Source organism: Shewanella dokdonensis (assembly GCF_018394335.1).
GTDB lineage: Bacteria > Pseudomonadota > Gammaproteobacteria > Enterobacterales > Shewanellaceae > Shewanella > Shewanella dokdonensis.
Genome location: NZ_CP074572.1, coordinates 2,657,478 through 2,675,534, shown reverse-complemented (window position 1 = coordinate 2,675,534; position 18,057 = coordinate 2,657,478). Strand labels below are relative to the sequence as shown.

Below are 18,057 nucleotides of genomic sequence, written 5' to 3'. Positions count from 1 at the left end.
GCTAAAGCTGTGCTTTCATCGTTACCGCTATGGTTATCCGCCGTGATGCCCGCCATTCCCCATACCGCAACGATGGACGGTTTCGGTGCCGCCAGTTGTTCCGGCGTCTATGGTGACACTACCAGCATCGGCATACATGCTAAAGGAGCCGTTCGTCGTATCATCCACTTGTGGATCATCCAGATGGCCTAAACAGCTATAACCGACTCGGTAGGTTCCAGCGGGTAAAAAGCCCATGCCAAAGTACCAGTTGCCCTGGTCATCCTGCCGTAGCGGTGCCACCGCTATCGGCGCAGTACTGCCAGCCGCCGGGGTTGCAGACACATCAGCCATCTGACTCATGCTAGTTACAGTGGCCGGGTAAAGATATGCCAGATGGGTAAATACACTGCCCACTGGCGCCAATGCCGCATTGTCAGCCTCACATTGCGCCACCCATTGCGGATCCATCTCGCCTAACAGGTGCCCCATGGACATATTGTTTACCGCCCACATACCATCGTGGTTCAGGTTGTAGTCGTACTGGTTGTCATGTTGCAGCCCCAGATACAGATCCACTTCCATGGTGTAACCGTAGTGCTGACCGGCAGCCACACTAAAATCCATCAGTGGTAATTGGCCGTCTTGTACCTGTAAGGCATGACGGCCCTGTCCATCTTCCACATAACAGCCGTTATTGCCATCGCCCTGAACCACGGTCATGTAAACGTTATGGTAGCTGCCGACAGGCACATCCATATTATCAACGACTGTGTGACTGAGTTTGCCTGGATAATCCAGCAAATTCATGGTCATATCACCCAATGAATAACGGTGTTCCACGCCATTGCCGTCAGTCATCACCAATTCGTGCAGATGTAACCCAACGGCGGTTACGCCGCTCATTGGCGCATCAGAGACCGCTAATGATAACGTACCGGTTTCCGTGGGTTGTGGCGCTGGAGCAGGCTCATTGCTGCTACCGCCGCCACAAGCTGTCAGCAATGCACATGCTGACATGGTTAGCCAATGCCTATAACTCATGTTGTGTCCTCCACAGGCAGTTTCGCGTAACACAGATGTGAAGCTAGAGTCTTGCACGATAAATATGTCGCTTACCTGATTTGTATCAAGTTTGTTACATATTTAATTAGAAAAATACGATTGACTGAGTCGCCACTAACCGCCGCAATTTAGATAACAGTTAATCACGTGGTCGGTGCCACAAAGGTGATAGCACTTCATGCTGCTGAAACCAAGGCTGCTGTTTGAGTGCCTGTAAACGTAAGATCCGTTCGCGAGTCTGCGGATGGGTGCGCAATGCAGCTGGCAGTGATGTCACCTGCCCAGGCACAAGTAAGCGCCGCAGCCAGCTCTGCTGTTGCCGCTCAATTTTTGCAAGCGCGTTGGCAAGGCCATCGGCATCGCCGGTCAACTGCACCGCATTCAAATCCGCATCGTACTCACGGGTTCGGGACAAGGCCAGTTGCGCCAGCACACTGAGTGCCGGAGCCAACAACAGTAACAAGATTGCCCACCAGTTAATGCTGGCAAAACCCAGCATAATCAGGGGCAAGTTGAGCAGCAGTAATAGCTGTCCCATGGTTGACAGTAATGAAGTCCCACGGCTAAACATATCCGCCAGCGCCATCACTTGCAGATCATTGCTGCGAATATGGCTGATCTCATGCGCCAAAACTCCGGCTAATTCATGCCACTCAAGCTGCTGCAATGCGCCTTCCGTTATGGCAATTAATGGCCGTTGCTGGCTACCGATGCTAAACGCATTCAGTAGCGGCCCGGGGAGCAGAAACAGTTGCGGCAACTGCGTTAATCCGGCACGTTGAGACAACTGCTGCAACAACTGCCACAATGCCGGAAACTGGGCGGGCATTAACGGGCTCGCCCGGTACAGCCGCATTACGGTCAAAGGTGAGATCGAACGGCGAAGCCCCCACAGCAACAGGCCGCCAAGCAGTAATAGCAACAAGCCACCACTGCCCGCAAATAGCCAGCCCAGCAACGCCATAAACACTGCCATTCCCAACAACAAGAGTGCCGAATGCCAGCGATTGCGCCACGAATGTTGCTGCCAGCGCACTTGGTCAATCATCTTGGCCCTCCAGCCGCCGGATCCGCGCTCGCAGCTGTTGTAACTCATCTAGCAGATCCAGCGCCAACGCCGCCCCAGCAGTATTTAAGCCTAAATCCTGTTCAAGACGGCGTGCCCGATGGATGCGGGTCAATGCTACGCCACTGAAACGCCAGTGCGTTGGTCGCTTGCCACGAGGTTCAACAACGCCGTATTCCACCAGCTCGAAAATCTGTTCTGGGGCCAGATGGCTGGCGCGGCAAAGTTGCGCCAAGGTTAATTTACAATGCTCATCTAGCACTTCTGCCGCATATAGTGTCAGTAATTCCTTACTCATGCTCTGCCTCCCCAATTGGCCCGAGGATCAAAGTCCAGTGTTTCCTGGAAAGTGTGATAAGCCTGTTTAGCAGCAGCGCTGTTGGCTGCTGGCAATACCACACTCAGTTCCACATAAAAGTCACCGGAATCTTTGCCCGGGATCCCTTTGCCTTTTAAGCGCAAGCGCCGACCATTGGCCGAATTAGCCGGGATTTTTAGGTCGATACTGCCTTCCGGTAATGGCACAGTAACCGTTGCCCCCAACGCAGCTTCCCAAGGTGCTACCGGCAAGGTCAGGTACACATCGCGACCTTCGACTCGATACAAGGGATGGGGTCGGAAAGAGACTTCCAGCAACAGGTCACCGTTGGCACCGCTCCCCATGCCAGGATTGCCCTGGCCTGCCAGACGGATATGTTGCCCCGGCAGCACACCGCGAGGAATACGCACGTTCAAGGTGCGGGCCTGCCCACCGCTGTCACTGCCGAGAGTGATGCTACGGGTTGTGCCACGATAACTGTCTTCCAGATCGATCTGGATCCGCGCCCGCAGATCCTCGCCAGGAAAATCAAAATGAGCCCGAGAACGCTGACGGCCACCTTGAGTGTGTGCACGGCCACCAAACATTGATTGGAAAACATCATCAAAGTCGAACGGCTGCTCACCGGCGCTATTGCCCTGATATTGGTAGTGATGAAAGCCTTGCGATTCCGCCTGCTGCGCGTTCTGCCAATCGGCACCATATTGATCATAGGCCGCACGTTTCTGGACATCGTGCAACACATCGTAAGCTTCTTTTACCTCTTTGAAGCGCGACTCTGCATCGGTTTCCTTGCTGACATCTGGGTGAAATTTACGGGCAAGACGATGGTACGCCCGCTTGATGTCTTTATCTGTGGCGTCACGGGCGACGCCCAGGATCTGATAATAATCTTTGAACGCCATAATGCTCCAAGCCTGTTTTAAGTGAATAAACACAGTCAACTTCAATGATTGCGAAGACTGGCTGTCACTCTATAAATCTGGGCATTATTTGAGCGTTTTCAAGGACTGTAATGAAAATATTCGCGGGATTTGGCTCAACCTAGCGACTTAACGCGCGCCTGTTGCAAACGCTGCACCGTAATACGGCTCACTTCCCTATGACCATCTTCAATATGTTCACTGATATAGGCTTTTGCTGCCACCGTACGTCCTGCGGCGATGAGATCGAGCAAGGCCACATGTTCGTCATAGGTCTGGTAGATACGACGATCAAACTCAAAGTCTAACCGCCGCATAATACGGATGCGTGCGGTAATATTGCTTAAAATCGCCACTAACTCATCGTTACCAGCAGCGCGCACTAACTCCAGATGAAAATCTTCATCTAACGCAGCAGCTTGGCTAATATCCGTCACTTGCTCCGCTTTAGGTAAGCGCCATAACAACCCCAGTCGATCGATGACACCACGATCAACCCGGGCATCCGCCCCCAAACATAGCTGTTCTACGGCATGTACTTCTATCAAGGAACGGGTTTCGTACAGATTGGTGAACACGGTAAAGTCAATGGGGACAACTTCCCAGCCACTGCGAAAATAGCATTTCACCAGGTTCTCATTTTGTAACCGAGTTAGCGCTTCCCGCACCGGTGTGCGGGAACAACCGAGCTGTCTGGCAACATCGCTTTCAGTAAAACGATCGCCAGGCAGTAAGCGAAAAGCAAATACGGCTTCACGTAATTCACGGTACGCCCGCTCAGCCTGAGATAAGCTGCGCGGAGCGCTATCGGTCAAAGTGATCATAGAGTCGATCTTCCCTTATCTCACCATCTTAATGCTGATTAGCTTCTATAAAACGTTTGCGCCAGGGTTTCAGTACCCACAGCGCCAGCGCCGCGGTCAGGAAATCTGCGCCAATCGCCATGGAGAACACCAAGTTCCATCCGCCAGTGTGCTGATATACCATGGCGGCTAACGGCCCGCCCAAGAAAGAACCCACACCCTGCGCGGTATATAACCAGCCGTAATTGGCGGTGGCATAACGGGTACCAAAGGTATCGGTCAAGGTTGACGGGAACAGTGAAAAGATTTCGCCCCAGCCGAAAAATACCACGCCAGACAGTAACACGAACAGTAATGCATTGTCTTTACATACCAACCATAAGGTCATGGCACAACCTTCGAGGGCAAACGCAATAAACATGGTGTTTTCACGGCCAAATCTATCAGAGACAAAACCAAACAGTGGCCGAGTCAAGCCATTGGTAAACCGGTCAATTGTCATTGCTAATGGCAATGCCGCCATGCCCAATACAGTCACTTGAGTGATACCAAAATCAGCCGCGAAAGTCGCCATCTGCGATACCACCATAAGCCCTGAAGTCGACATCACCGCCATCATCAGAAACATCAGCCAGAATAACGGATGTTTCAGCATTTCTGTCGGCCGATAATGCCGTTTCCCCTGTAAGATGCGGGAGCTGTTATCGGCAGCAACATCATTGCTGTTTTCACTGGGCATCTTCAAGCCCTGGCTGGCAATGAACCCCACCACAGCAAACAAAATACCAAACATCCACAAGGTTTGTTCCAAGCCATTTTCTTTAAGACTGATAGAGATAGGAAAAGTCGTAACAATGGCACCCATACCGTAACCCGCCGCCACCATACCTGCGGCAAATCCCCGGCTATGAGGGAACCAGCGTACCATCAGCCCGACAACCCCCACGTAAACAATCCCGGTACCGAGCCCACCTACACAGCCGTAGACCAGATACAACATGCTGAGAGAATCCACCTGAGAGGTGAGGATCCAGCTCATACCGGACAATAGTGTGCCGATGGAGATCAGTAATCTTGGGCCAAAGTAATCAATTAATCGTCCCTGAAAGGGTGAAAAAATGTTTGTAAAATAATCAGCAGAGAAAACGTCACCTGCAATTCGGGCAAGGCGACACCTAACTTGGCCGCCATGGGTTTGGTCAGCAGGGTCCAGACATATTGTGGGCTGGAGATAGCTGCCATACAGACCAAGCCCAGAAACAGCTGGATCCACTTGGTACGCACTGAAGTGCTTACCGACAGATTCATTGTTGTCATGCTTAACTCCTCTTCAATCGCAGTTCCAATTGCCGTGTTACGCACGGGGAAGGAATCTGGTTAGTTGTTGCGGCTAACTCGCAGCCGCATTAATGGCCAACAAGGCCGGGTTCACATCATGCGAGTGCCACACCACCGTCACTGCGTGGGTCATAACCCGCCTCGACGGCTCCCGATGAGAAACGTCTGATCGCACCGGCGTGGCCCATCATGTCGTCATAGGGAGGGTAAATTTCGAGGTCGTGCCCCAGAGCACGAAGATGTTCTAGCGTGGAGGCTGCAACGCGGTTTTCCAGCTTCAGGGTGTCGCTGGTTTGTCCCCAAGTCCGTCCCAATAACCATCTTGGGGCTGCAATAGCGTCTTGAGGAGACATGCCGCGATTAATAATGCGTTCAAAAACAATAGCCTGAGTTTGTGGCTGACCATCGCCGCCCATACTGCCGTAAGGCATCACGCTACCATCGTTGAGTCGTGCCAGTGCGGGGTTAAGCGTATGGAAGGGTCTACGCCCCGGCATGAGCGGATTTAATGCCGCAGGATCTAACGAGAAACTGCTGCCACGGTTTTGCCAGGTAATACCGCTTTGCGGCAGTATCAAACCACTGCCAAATTCATGATAAATACTTTGAATGAAGCTGACGGCAACCCCATGGCGGTCAACCACGCCCATCCAGATAGTATCTGCCGGGCCTTTACCTTTATTCCACGGTCTGGCAGATGTCATTGAAATACGAGAGGCTAACTCGGCTAATGCGCTATGACTCAACAAGGATTGCGGCGCTACCGACATATAATCGGGATCAGTAATACAACGATCACGCACGTCAAATGCTTGTTTGGTTGCCTCAACCACTTGATGAATAAAAGCAGTTTCATCATCGCGACAACCACTCAGATGCGGTTGCGACAACAGCCCTAGGATCAACAGCGATACCAACCCCTGAGATGGCGGCGGTAGGTTGTAAACTGTGCCACTCGGCAGTTCAAGAGCTAACGGCACCACCTGGCGGGCATGAAACTGCTGCAAGTCGGCCAATCTTAACGGACTGCCGGCCTGTGCTAATTCAGTAGCAATTAACGCCGCCAGCTCGCCTCGATAAAAATCATCCAGACCATTTTGTGCCAATAAAGTGAGAGAGCGCGCTAACGCAGGCTGCTGGAACAGCGCCCCCGATGGCAACGGTTGTTGTTGCGGCATATATAGCTGAGAAAATGCCGAGAACTGACCAAGTTCCTGTTGTTTGGCCAGCAAGCAACGGGCTAACCCTGTTGTCACTGTGGAGCCCTGCTGGGCAAAACGAATGGCATCGTCCAGTAACCGCGCGAGCGATAAATTGCCATGCCCAGATAGCGACTGCTGAGAGTAATCCAGTGCTAATTGCCATCCAGAAACCGTGCCTGCCACGGTATTAGCGGCCAAAGGGCCACGCACTGGCACCTGTTTCAAACCCTGTTGCTGATAGAATTGAATGTCAGCTAATGCCGCCGCAACACCACAAGCTTCTATCGCAACAGGTGCTTGTCCGGGGGCGGCAATCAACCAAAAACCATCGCCGCCAATACTGTTCATATGCGGGTAGACCACCGCGATGGTCGCGGCGGCGGCCACCATAGCTTCGACCGCATTACCGCCATCTTGTAATACGCGCAGAGCACTGGCAGCGGCATCTTGGTGTGGTGCGACTGCGGCACCGTAATTCGGAATGGTTAAAACCTTTGATTGCACAGAAACCTCAACAGTCATCATCTTGTATACATGTTTGTAGACAAAACATATGCCACATATAAAAAACTAGAATATGACTTTGTATTTACAATATTTTTTGTAAGAAACCGGCATCTGACTCCAATACGTTTTAATCAATTGCTGTCTATTTTTGGTGCAAAAATGGGCTATTGTGGTGCAGAGTAAAGCCGGTGGTGGTGGTGTCGTATTGCAGGCAAACAACACGCTTGAGAGATAAGGTGTCTAACCTGATTAACAGGTTTTTTCGCTACCATGAATTGCCTGTAGTAACCTCTTACTACCACGGAAGCCAAAGAACTTGGTAAGTTGATGCAACTGCAACCGCAAGGAGAAAACAACATGGCTAAGGTATTGATTATTGCCGGTGACTTTGTAGAAGACTATGAACTTATGGTGCCATTTCAGGCGCTTAGCATGGTGGGACACCAGGTGAGTGTGGTGTGCCCCGACAAATCAGCCGGAGACAAAATAAAAACGGCCATCCACGATTTCGAAGGCGACCAGACCTACACCGAAAAACCGGGGCATCTGTTTACCCTGAATGCTGATTTTGCTGGCAGCAACGCCGATGATTTTGATGCACTATTACTACCCGGTGGCCGGGCCCCAGAATATCTGCGGCTCAATGCCCAAGTCATCGCGCTGGTACAGGCATTTGCTCAGCAGCAGAAACCGATTGCCGCCATCTGCCACGGGGCACAGTTACTGGCTGCGGCCAAGGTGATAAAAGACAAGAAAATCTCCGCCTATCCCGCTTGCGCACCAGAAGTAGCATTGGCTGGCGCCGAATATGCCGATATCGAAGTCGACCAGGCCGTTACTGACGGTTTATTTGTAACCGCGCCAGCTTGGCCCGCACATCCCGCCTGGCTAGCGCAGTTCAACAAACTGCTGGCTTAGACTAAAGAGGTAATGACATTTGCCGCCCCCGGATTAGGCTGGGACTACCAACCAGCGTGGGGGCGCAATATGTGTGAAATCTATTCCGGCACAGAAGCCGAACTGTTTGAACTGCAATCCCGCTCGGTGCGGATTGATGGCGTGGTCACCAGCATTCGCCTCGAAGCGGTCTTTTGGAAAGTGATTGAAGATATTGCCAAAGATGCCAGCATTTCGGTGGCGGAATTTCTCACCCGCATCCACCGTGAAGTGCTGCTAAAACGCGGCGACATAGGGAATTTCACCTCACTGTTGCGTGTTGCTTGCACCACTTATCTCAATGGTGGCAAACGGTTAACGCTATGATCAGGCTTTACGCTGCGTCACCCGAAACAAACGCCGCGGCAAACGTCCTTCGGTAAACTCCTCTACTGCCGCAGCCTGGTATCCCTGCGCCAGCAGCGCGACTTTATCGCGGCTGAAAAAGTGCACAATAAAACCATTGTTTTCATACATATCATCACCGCGATGGATGCCTTTTCCATAATCCGCATCGCCGGTGTGGCGCACGGTATAAATGTGCAAACCGCCAGGACGCAGCACCCGCAGTACTTCGCGGGATAACTGTTGCAGCTCCGCCGTCGTCAGCGCCATACAAAACAACATATGCGAAAAACATGCATCGACACTATTATCGGCTAACGGCAATGGCTGGCGCACATCATGACATGTCAGGTTAATCCGCGATGCCAACCCACTGTGCTCCGCTTTGGCTTGGATAGCCGCTAACCCACTCGAAGAGTAATCCAACACATTGACAACGAAGCCATTAGCCGCAAAAAATAAGGTGTCGCGCCCTTGACCTGCGCCCAGTTCCAATAACTGCGATTTGCCTTCTTGTTGCAAGCGTACCGCCGCCCATTGTGCAGGCGCGCTGGCAGCAGCACCGAACATATCGCCGTTATTACAAAAGCTGTTGTCCCAATGCTGTCGCTGCGCATTTAGAATAGTGTCCAACTGCCACCTCAGATATTTGTGCACCTTTCTGCTGTTAATCATCGGAAAAAAACAGCCGTTATACGTTGAGTTATCACAAATTTTGCAAAGACAACACGATAGACAACCGACTTTGACATGACTTTTCTCTGTACTGTTACATGTGGCTTGATGTTACCTGCTATTGGCAATTAACAACTTACAACAATTGAAAAGAAAAAACTGGCTACGTGAGACATGCTCACAACGGGTAAATTCACATAACTTATTCTTGATAAGCACTTTTTCGTTGCGTAAGCTAGCGCCGCGAAAAATTGTGACAATCACGCAAGTATTGTAATAAATGGATACCAGACTATTGTTTGGCAAAGGGAAAACAACAGAAGGTCAACATTCGCACAGTTTGTTGCTGAGGATAGCTTGCACCAGTACTTTCTGGCTAGAATATTAGCTTGTAGGTCAGTACAATATTTCAGATATATAGATGGAATAGGCCTTAAATAGTTGGTATTTTCTTGAAATAAATGATTAGCAATGACACATGATTGCTATTTTATATGGAGATAATTGTGAATAGTAAAGTTATTATTTGCTATGTTGCATATGGTAGAAAGCTTGAAATATGTCAGCAATTATATTTTTCAATATTATCTTTGCTAAAATATGATACAAATAAATTTGATATTCATATTTTGACAGACAGCCCAGAACATTTCTCCAGGCTTTCAAAATATTGTATTATTCATATGATAACTGCACAAAATATATCTGACTGGAAAGGGCAATATGATTATCACTTTCGTATCAAACTAAAAGCGTTAACGCTGTTAACTGAGAGATATCCTGAAAATGATATTCTTTTTGTTGATACAGATACCTTTCATTACGCCGCACCTGATCCTTTGATTACACTGCTTCAGCAAGGGGTAGCCGTTTTTCACTGCAATGAGGGGAAACTGGTAAAGAACCGTGACAATTCCCTTTGGGCCCCTCTTAAATATAAGGAATTTTCGGGTATTGAAATTAATCATAATACTTATATGTTCAATTCAGGAGTGATAGGATTACCTGCATCAAAAGCTAAAGAGATACTACAACATGCTATCAATGTATGTGATCAGATGTGCCCTGAATTGAAAATAAAGGGTGTAGTAGAACAGTTAGCCATTTCTGTTGTTGCCCAGGGAAAATTAGATTATCAATTTGCAGATAAGTCTATTTTACATTACTGGGGGAATAAATCGCAGTGGAATGAGTTGATCCGTGCGCATATGGCTGAGGTATTTTTAAAAGATTATGATATCACTAATGAATTATCTTTATTAGATAATTTCGATCCAATTAAGATTCCCATCTATAAAAGAACACAGATTAATAATCAGCGCTTAAAGTTCCTCGCCGATGTAATGTTTCCCAAAATACGAGCCAAGTATTTCTCACCTTTAAAGTAAACGAACTTAGCAAGCGGCCATTGCCAGCCCAAACCAGTGAAGAGGCGATACATAAACCGTCATCGGCATCGATGATAGGTACCGCCCCGAGCCACTGTCGGTTACTGCGGTGCTTTGGCAAACGACCAGTGTGTCTGAATGATCTGCCAGCCACTGGCTGTTTGTTGATAAACCTCAGTACAGTTCCAATAATGGCTACCTTTGGCATTGGTTGAGATGAAGTTAAACGTCAGCACGGCGGCAGTGCCAAGCAACTGCACTTTGGGATTGAGCATCTGATAATGATCTGCATGAATTTTGCCGCGTAGCGTTTCATAGTAAGCGGTCAGCGCCGCTTTACCATCCAGCCGCTGCGACAAGAAGGGGTCGAAGTACACCACATCGTCAGCCGCTAGTTGCAGGAATCCAGATGGATCGCCACTTTCCCATAAAGCCAGCGCCGCTTGTTCATGGGCGATAATGGTCGCTTCCGGTGTAACTGTCGCCGCCATTGCTGGACTTACCGTTGCCCAAAAAGCAGGCAGCCTGTTAACCAAGATTTCATATCGACGCCTTGTCATCATCAACCAATGTGCTAGCTAATCTAACGGTTTTTGCCTGATGATTTATTTAAAGAAGTCACGTTCTGCGGCTTAAGTGAGCACAGCTTCTGGCATAAGTAAACGAGACAGCCACTGTTTTTGCAGATACTTCTTGGCACGTTCATTATGGCGTTGCACCAATAGTGGCCATGCTTCATGAAAGGAGGCGATTTTAGCGGGTTTCATCTCGTTATACTGTACCAGATGAAAGCCCAGTTCCGTTTCGATGGGAGCACTCACTTCTCCTATCTGCAATAAAGGCAATACCGCTGCAATTTGTGGAAACAACTTGTCCTCTTCACACCAGCCCAGCAATCCCTGCTCCATGGCGCTGGGACATTCAGAATACCGCAGCGCCAGCTCGGCAAAATCCTGACTATCCGTCAGTTCGCGCACCTGGCAGATACGGCGATAAGCAACCTCTTGGCTATTTTCGGCGTAGTCGTTATTTACCGTGATCAAAATCTGCTTTAGATACCACAAGCGGCTGCGGCTAAACTGTTGCGGGTGCGTCAGGTAATATTCATAAGCTTGTTGGCGCGGCAACGGCGGCAAATCGGCAGTAACTTTATCCAAGATCGCCTCGCACAATAATTCATCATATAACGCACTGCGCAGCCCCGGTTCCGAGAGCCCCTGCTTTGCCAATGAAGCAGTAAATGCCGCAACGGATTCAAAACGCGCAGCACACTCAGCCACGGCAGTCTCCAGTTGTTGTGGCGCTAACACCACCTCGGCCGCTTCTGGCGCACCGATGATCGCCTGTTGTAAGCGCCCAAGTTGCTTTACCTGCAACTGCACCTCGGCCTGGCTGAGCGGCTGACAGAAATTCTGGATTCAGGTTGAAGCGCTCGGTGGCGACTTTGGCGGTCAGATAGCGTTGCTTTTGCGTCTCCATCGTAAATCCTCTGCGGTTGAATCCGGTTGTAACAGCGCCCGATCCGGCACAGTCACTTGCATGTTGTTATCCAGCAAAATGTCATAGCTGATGCTGCCGCTGTCGAGATCCCGCTGCGGCCACTGCACTTGAACCCTCGCCCCTTTTTGTGCCACCAGGTCACCATCAATACTCAACGATAACGCCAGTTGCGCCATATCCAGTGAGCGGAAACGGCACGGTTGCCATGGCAATGCCGCATCGATCACTTCCACATCACGCAAGCCAATCTGCCGACCATTATGAGGAAAGAACACCTCGTAGATGATCTGCTCCTGCAAAAACCAGCCAAAGCTGCGCACCATGCCTACGGCGCCTTCTTCCACCAGCAGTTCACCTTTTTCTAGGCCGTAGAAGCTGCCATCGTTACGCACATCGCGCACCACGCGTACTTCGCTACCCGCCGCAAAACGGTGCACTTCGCTGTCGATAATGGTGTCAAACATTGCCGGAGTTGCCATACGCGAGTTCCCGTCAGACGTTACAGCCGCTGCAATCGCCGCAGCCCATGTCAGCAAACGCTAACTCCTGCCCCATTGCTAATGAACCGTAAGCGATACGTACCGCTTTGCGATGATGCTCCTTGGTCAAGGGTGGATCGTAGCGTTCAAGAATGGCGTGATACAGCCGCAAAATCTGCACCCGTTTGATGCTGACTAATTCCGGGTCGTACTTGACGTTAAAGTAGTCCAGAAAATCCTCTGCCGTCAGTAAGGATTCCGGCAACACTGTTGCTGCTGGGCCGCGACGGTCATGCCAAGAGGCTGCCGGTTCTACCGTGATAGTTTCTGCCTGAATGGTTTCCATGAAGATCTCCTGAGTTAAGCATCGGCATAAAGAGCCTGCATCAATGGCTGCGCCAGCGCCCGCAAATCGGCTTCGCAAGGTGAGCATTTACGGCTTTCTGACCATTGCCGTAACTGACTGCGCAGCAACTCGCACTGCTGGTCATTAAGTTCAATTCCTAAGCGGTGATACACTTCCAGAATGGCACTGACGCCAGAATGTTTGCCAAGTACCAAGGTATGCTGGCGCCCCACTAATGCCGGCGCAAAGCCCTGATAGTTATTAACATCTTTCAGCAAGCCATCGATATGAATGCCAGATTCGTGGGTAAATACCGCCTCGCCGACAATGGCTTTCTGGGGTGACAACAGACGCCCAGAAGCTGCCAAGGCAAACTGGCAAATGGCGGGGAGTTGTTGGAGCGTAATTCCGCTATTGCCCTTGTTAAGCACTTGAAGTGCCACGACCACCTCCTCCAACGGTGCATTACCGGCCCGCTCCCCGAGACCGTTAACCGTGGTATTGACGGAGGTGGCCCCAGCATCAATAGCGGCCAGTGTGTTAGCGGTCGCTAACCCCAAGTCGTTGTGAGCATGCATTTCAATCTGTAAATCTGTGTGTTGTCTCAGACCGGTGATCATCTCGCGGGTGCGAAATGGTTCGAGGATCCCCAGCGTATCAGCAAAGCGTAAACGGCTAGCCCCAGCAGCTTGCGCAACGGCCGCCACCGAATGCAGCATATCGGCATCGGCGCGGGAAGCGTCTTCCATCCCGACACACACCTGAAACCCCAAATCCAGCGCCTGTTTAATGTAGCGATCACAACGGGCCAGTACCTGCTCTGGGCTGATGTTCAGTTTGTGGCTGAGCTGTTGCCGCGATACCGGGATCGACAAATCGACCCAGTCCAGCCCCAGATTCAGCGCCTGACTGATATCCAGTTCGCACATCCGGCACCAGGCCATGGTGCGGGTTTGTGTCAGCGACGAGGTGATAGCCGCAATTGCTTCCTGCTCCTGCGCCCCCATTGCCGGAATTCCCACTTCCAGCTCTGGCACGCCAGCCGCTTCCAGCAACTGCGCTAAGCGCACCTTTTCATCCGTGGTAAACGCCACCCCGGGTGACTGCTCGCCATCACGCAGCGTAGTATCGTTGATAATCACAGTTAGCGGCTTGATATCACCCATAGACACCTCAAGCATACGCCGGGGTAAACATTTCGGCAGAGCCGCAGTTATTGGCGTTATCCCAATAGGGGGACAACATCCGCAGCCGTTCGACAATCGGCGGCAACTGCGCCAGCACATAATCCACATCATCGTCGCTGGAGAAGCGCGACAACGAGAAGCGCAAGGTGCCGTGGGCGGCGGTGAACGGGATCTGCATCGCTTTCATCACATGCGAAGGTTCCAGCGAACCAGAGGTACAGGCCGAGCCGGATGAAGCGGCAATCCCCACTTGATTGAGCATCAGTAGCAATGCCTCGCCTTCAATATATTCGATGGCAATATTGCTGGTATTGGGCACCCGCTGCTGCGGATTGCCAGTCACAAAAGTGCTGGGGATCCGGGCGAGGATCCCCTGCTCTAATCGGTCACGCAGCATCGCCAAGCGGGTCATCTGTTGTGGCAAGGCTTGATACGCCAGTTCTGCCGCAACGCCCATGCCGATAATCGATGCGACATTTTCTGTGCCAGCACGACGGCCGCGTTCCTGATGCCCACCACGCAGCAATGGCCGGAAACGGGTGCCGCGGCGCAGATACAAAGCGCCAACACCTTTAGGCCCATGGAATTTATGACCAGAGATCGACAGCATGTCGATATCGCTATTCTGTACGTTGATCGGATACTTCCCGGCCACCTGCACCGCGTCGACATGAAACTGCGCGCCAACTTCTTTCGCCAGCTTTGCCAGCATTTCTATCGGAAACAAGGTGCCAGTTTCGTTATTGGCCCACATGATAGATACCAGCGCCACTTGCTCACTCAGCGCCCGGCGATAAGCCTCCACATCGAGCCGACCTTTACGGTCAACCCCAATCCAGTGCACCTTGTAACCTTTACGCTCCAGATGCTGGCACAACTGTAAGGTGGCCGGATGTTCCACAACTGAGGTGATGATTTCCCGCCGCTCCGGCATGGCCTCAACGGCCGACAAAATCGCGGTACTGGTGGCTTCGGTGGCGCAGGAAGTAAACACGATTTCGGTGCTGTATTCGGCACCTAGCAGCGTCTGGACTTTTTCGCGGGCATCTTCCAGTGCGTGACCGACCTTAGCCCCCAACTGGTGGATCGATGACGGGTTACCATAGTATTCCGCCAGAAACGGCCACATAGCTTCCAGCACTTGCGGATCTAGTTTGGTGGTGGCGTTATTGTCCAGATACACCATCTCAATAGCGCTTTCCGGTTTGCGGATGAATGCTTCAACAGTCATAAGTGGCCTCCTTTTTGGCAACGGGTGCAGTCTCCTGTACCGGGAAAACGGTGTAAGGCTCGCCTAAGGCTTTGGAGATTTTCACTTCCACATTGGCCAATGTCAGCCCAGACAAACCGCAACCGGTGCAAGCGCCCGACATGCTGACAAACACCAGATTATCTTCCACATCCACCAAGCGAATATCGCCGCCATCGGCCTGCACCGCCGGACGTACTTCGGCAATCACCTGTTCAATCACCGTGATTTTTTCGGCCAGCGCGGCATCAAATTCCATAGGAATGTCTTCTACTGGAATGTCTTGCACTACCGCAGATGCCTGCGCCGCGACTTGCAACGGTTTGGCCGATGCTTCACCCGCCATTTCCGCCAGACAGGCATCCAGTACCCATTCAATTTTTTCATGACAAGCGGTGCAGGCGCCGCCAGCCTTGGTGTAATTGATCACCTCAGCCACGGTGGAAAGGCCATTGGCTTTCACCACCCGTTTGATCATCAAATCATCGACTGCAAAGCATTTGCAGATTAGCTCACCCTCTTCATGGTCATCTTCTAGGCTTTCCCCGCGATAATTCGCCGCGGCGGCATGTAAGGCTTCCATGCCCATCACCGAGCAGTGCATCTTTTCCGGTGGCAAGCCATCAAGATAATCGGCGATATCCTGATTGGTGACTTGCAGCGCTTCATTGAGGGTTTTGCCGATAATGATTTCAGTCAGTGCCGAAGAGGAGGCGATGGCGCTGCCACAGCCAAAGGTCTGAAAACCGGCATCTTCAATCACTTCGCTGTCGGGATTGATCTTCAAACTCAGACTCAGTGCATCACCGCAACTGATGGAGCCCACATCGCCTCTGGCATTGGCATCACTGAGCAGTTTGGCATTTTTCGGATTGAAAAATGCTGCTTCACTTTTTCGGAATAATCCCACATATACACTCCTCGCGTTCTCCATCAGCAAGTGCTTGGCACTTGCCTTAGCAGAAGCCCTCAAATCCAGCTTGTGTATTAGGGATTGCAAATGTCACACCAGCAGTGTGTGATTTTTAAGCTATTGAAAAAGTGCGAGATTAGTCAAAATTTATGGTGATAATACAGAGGAGTTGTCGGTTGTGGCTGACATTTGTCGGAGGTTTGTATCAAAGATGACAATTTTGTCAGCCAGCGTTTTGTCGCACTCATAACAAAGCGACACCGCCATGACGCATGAGTGCTCGTCACAAGTAAAAGCCTGCCCGTTATTGGCGCAGGCTTGGGTTATCTGGCAACAACCTTGCGCTGTCTCGACGTCAGCCGCTTATTTTGAGAGCCATTGTCGCAGATCTGTCGAGAATTGCTGCAAATTGGCCGCCACTGTGTATGCCATGTGTCCGCCGGCGTAATAATGCAAATGCACCCGAGATGCAGGCCAGTCGTTCTGCTGTAACAGGTATTCGGTGGCGCCGGTGGTGGTCAGCGTGTCGTAATACCCCACGCCCAACACTAGTTGCATTGCTGGAAAACGCGTGAGTGCCGCGCTAATCCCTTCGGCATAAGGCCAATTACCAAAAGGCCCCGCTTTAGAGCCCCAGTCCCATTGCGCCAAACTCGATACCGGGGACGACACGACATAAGGCGCATCACTGTTAATTCCCAGCATGGTCTGTTTATAACTCGCAAAGGCGTTAAATATGGCGGGATAGATGGTCGCCGAGCCATCCGGCACATCGCCAGCACGCTCTGGCTTAGCGGTATAGCGGCCATCTGACGCGCCCAAGATCAAATTATCCGCTTTCAGCAATTCAACCCTGAACTGGTTTTTACTCATGCGCAGATGGTATTGCTGCTGCACCTTAGCAGGAACCCCGGTCAACGCGGCTAAACGGTCAGCAACGGCCTGGTTTTCAGCGGCAGATGCCCGATTTCCCGCGAGCAACACCTTGAGATAATCCCCTTCGGCGAACTGGCCGACTTCATCCATAAACGCCTTAAAACTGCGGCCGTTATGGGCAACTTTTCCGTGATACCAAGCTAAGGCTGCCAAGGTTTTTAGTGATACAACGTAAGTCATGATGTTGGCGGGGCGTTGCGCTGTTTCTACAATATTCAGAGCCTGACCAAACAGATAAATGCCTTTCAGATCCACCGGCTGCGCTTCGGCACTCAGTTGTTGCGCCACCGCAGCGGCGCGCATGGTGCCGTAGCTTTCTCCCAAAATATAGACGGGCGATGAGCTGCGCTGATGACGTTGTAGCCACGCATGCATAAAGGCAACAAACGCTTTGGCATCATTGGTGTTACCGAAATATTCGGCAGACTTTGCCGGAGCATCAAAGTGGCTGTAACCGGTGCCCGCTGGGTCGTAAAACACCAAATCTGCTTTATCCAAAGGGCTGTCTGGATTATCGGTCAGTTGAAAGCTGGCAGGATCGGCATGCAGATCATCGGGTATTGCCAGCCGTTTAGGGCCCAATGCCAGCATATGCAGATATACCGAGGGTGAAATCGGGCCACCGTTAAAAGCAAATAAGACAGGCCGCTGCGGGTTATTGCCGACCAGATAACTGCTACTGATAAGTGTCAGCGGGTTGCCTGGCAACGGTGTCAGCGTAAAGGCTTCCACGACTGAACGGTAAGACAGCGATTTGCCATTAAAGGTGCCGTGATGGTCTTTTACCAAGGGGGCTGGCAGCGTTAGCACTTCAGGCGACTGTGTTTGTGCCGCCAGTGTCAGCGGCAACGTCAGTGCCAGCAACATGACCCATTTTATGGAAAACGTCATAAGTACCTCA

20 protein-coding genes are annotated in these 18,057 nt (G+C 51.2%); 3 read left to right on the top strand and 17 right to left on the bottom strand.

From position 1 onward, the window contains the following. Positions 1–33: 33 nt before the first annotated feature. The 8 genes from KHX94_RS12935 to KHX94_RS12905 form a co-directional block, all read right to left on the bottom strand. Positions 34–1,023 (bottom strand): DUF4382 domain-containing protein, encoded by a 990-nt coding sequence (locus KHX94_RS12935; RefSeq protein WP_213680969.1) that lies wholly within the window; start codon positions 1,021–1,023, stop codon positions 34–36. Between the two features lie 160 nt (positions 1,024–1,183). Continuing rightward, the gene (locus tag KHX94_RS12930) at positions 1,184–2,092 is read right to left on the bottom strand and encodes a zinc metalloprotease HtpX (RefSeq protein WP_213680968.1); all 909 of its coding nucleotides are present in this window, start codon (positions 2,090–2,092) and stop codon (positions 1,184–1,186) included. Then, positions 2,085–2,408 carry a chaperone modulator CbpM gene (locus KHX94_RS12925; protein ID WP_213680967.1) on the bottom strand — a complete coding sequence of 108 codons (324 nt, stop codon included), beginning with the start codon at positions 2,406–2,408 and terminating at the stop codon, positions 2,085–2,087. Before KHX94_RS12925 ends, KHX94_RS12930 begins: the two co-directional genes overlap by 8 nt. Beyond that, on the bottom strand, positions 2,405–3,334 hold the full coding sequence (locus KHX94_RS12920) for a DnaJ C-terminal domain-containing protein (protein ID WP_213680966.1): 930 nt from the start codon (positions 3,332–3,334) through the stop codon (positions 2,405–2,407). Before KHX94_RS12920 ends, KHX94_RS12925 begins: the two co-directional genes overlap by 4 nt. A gap of 134 nt (positions 3,335–3,468) precedes the next feature. Then, the gene (locus KHX94_RS12915) at positions 3,469–4,176 is read right to left on the bottom strand and encodes a GntR family transcriptional regulator (RefSeq protein WP_213680965.1); all 708 of its coding nucleotides are present in this window, start codon (positions 4,174–4,176) and stop codon (positions 3,469–3,471) included. Positions 4,177–4,204: 28 nt separating this feature from the next. Further along, complete coding sequence (gene oxlT / locus KHX94_RS12910) at positions 4,205–5,221, bottom strand: oxalate/formate MFS antiporter (protein ID WP_244859451.1); 1,017 nt, start codon at positions 5,219–5,221, stop codon at positions 4,205–4,207. Positions 5,222–5,247: 26 nt separating this feature from the next. Further along, the gene (locus KHX94_RS20555; RefSeq protein WP_244859475.1) at positions 5,248–5,472 is read right to left on the bottom strand and encodes a hypothetical protein; all 225 of its coding nucleotides are present in this window, start codon (positions 5,470–5,472) and stop codon (positions 5,248–5,250) included. A 116-nt stretch (positions 5,473–5,588) separates the two neighbouring features. Beyond that, on the bottom strand, positions 5,589–7,220 hold the full coding sequence (locus KHX94_RS12905; RefSeq protein ID WP_244859142.1) for a gamma-glutamyltransferase family protein: 1,632 nt from the start codon (positions 7,218–7,220) through the stop codon (positions 5,589–5,591). Between the two features lie 339 nt (positions 7,221–7,559). Here KHX94_RS12905 and KHX94_RS12900 point away from each other — a divergent pair, with 339 nt between their 5' ends. Together KHX94_RS12900 and KHX94_RS12895 are read left to right on the top strand one after the other, a co-directional pair. After that, complete coding sequence (locus tag KHX94_RS12900) at positions 7,560–8,120, top strand: DJ-1/PfpI family protein (RefSeq protein WP_213680963.1); 561 nt, start codon at positions 7,560–7,562, stop codon at positions 8,118–8,120. Positions 8,121–8,132: 12 nt separating this feature from the next. Then, positions 8,133–8,465 (top strand): ribbon-helix-helix domain-containing protein, encoded by a 333-nt coding sequence (locus KHX94_RS12895; protein ID WP_244859141.1) that lies wholly within the window; start codon positions 8,133–8,135, stop codon positions 8,463–8,465. Here KHX94_RS12895 and KHX94_RS12890 read toward each other — a convergent pair whose 3' ends face one another. Continuing rightward, on the bottom strand, positions 8,466–9,116 hold the full coding sequence (locus KHX94_RS12890) for a class I SAM-dependent methyltransferase (protein WP_244859140.1): 651 nt from the start codon (positions 9,114–9,116) through the stop codon (positions 8,466–8,468). 548 nt (positions 9,117–9,664) lie between these two features. Between KHX94_RS12890 and KHX94_RS12885 the strand changes: the two genes are divergently transcribed. Then, on the top strand, positions 9,665–10,546 hold the full coding sequence (locus KHX94_RS12885) for a hypothetical protein (RefSeq protein WP_213680961.1): 882 nt from the start codon (positions 9,665–9,667) through the stop codon (positions 10,544–10,546). 101 nt (positions 10,547–10,647) lie between these two features. Here KHX94_RS12885 and KHX94_RS12880 read toward each other — a convergent pair whose 3' ends face one another. The 8 genes from KHX94_RS12880 to KHX94_RS12845 all read right to left on the bottom strand — a co-directional run bounded on the left by KHX94_RS12880 (position 10,648) and on the right by KHX94_RS12845 (position 18,047). Next, positions 10,648–11,037, bottom strand: a complete 390-nt coding sequence (locus KHX94_RS12880; RefSeq protein WP_213680960.1) for a YybH family protein — start codon at positions 11,035–11,037, stop codon at positions 10,648–10,650. A gap of 141 nt (positions 11,038–11,178) precedes the next feature. Continuing rightward, on the bottom strand, positions 11,179–11,928 hold the full coding sequence (locus KHX94_RS12875; protein WP_213680959.1) for a peptidylprolyl isomerase: 750 nt from the start codon (positions 11,926–11,928) through the stop codon (positions 11,179–11,181). A gap of 69 nt (positions 11,929–11,997) precedes the next feature. Beyond that, positions 11,998–12,582, bottom strand: a complete 585-nt coding sequence (locus KHX94_RS12870) for a nitrogen fixation protein NifZ (RefSeq protein ID WP_213680958.1) — start codon at positions 12,580–12,582, stop codon at positions 11,998–12,000. After that, the gene (locus KHX94_RS12865) at positions 12,539–12,871 is read right to left on the bottom strand and encodes a nitrogenase-stabilizing/protective protein NifW (protein ID WP_213680957.1); all 333 of its coding nucleotides are present in this window, start codon (positions 12,869–12,871) and stop codon (positions 12,539–12,541) included. The genes KHX94_RS12870 and KHX94_RS12865 overlap by 44 nt, the downstream gene beginning before the upstream one ends. 14 nt (positions 12,872–12,885) lie before the next feature. Further along, positions 12,886–14,037: a homocitrate synthase gene (gene nifV, locus KHX94_RS12860; protein ID WP_213680956.1), complete on the bottom strand. Its 1,152-nt coding sequence runs from the start codon at positions 14,035–14,037 to the stop codon at positions 12,886–12,888. A 7-nt stretch (positions 14,038–14,044) separates the two neighbouring features. Beyond that, positions 14,045–15,289, bottom strand: coding sequence for a cysteine desulfurase NifS (gene nifS / locus KHX94_RS12855; RefSeq protein WP_213680955.1), 1,245 nt, complete (start codon positions 15,287–15,289; stop codon positions 14,045–14,047). After that, positions 15,279–16,217: a Fe-S cluster assembly protein NifU gene (nifU, locus tag KHX94_RS12850; protein ID WP_342345763.1), complete on the bottom strand. Its 939-nt coding sequence runs from the start codon at positions 16,215–16,217 to the stop codon at positions 15,279–15,281. Before nifU ends, nifS begins: the two co-directional genes overlap by 11 nt. Positions 16,218–16,583: 366 nt before the next feature. After that, a complete protein-coding gene (locus KHX94_RS12845; protein ID WP_213680954.1) occupies positions 16,584–18,047 on the bottom strand; it encodes a S10 family peptidase in 1,464 nt (487 codons plus the stop codon). Positions 18,048–18,057 lie beyond the last annotated feature (10 nt).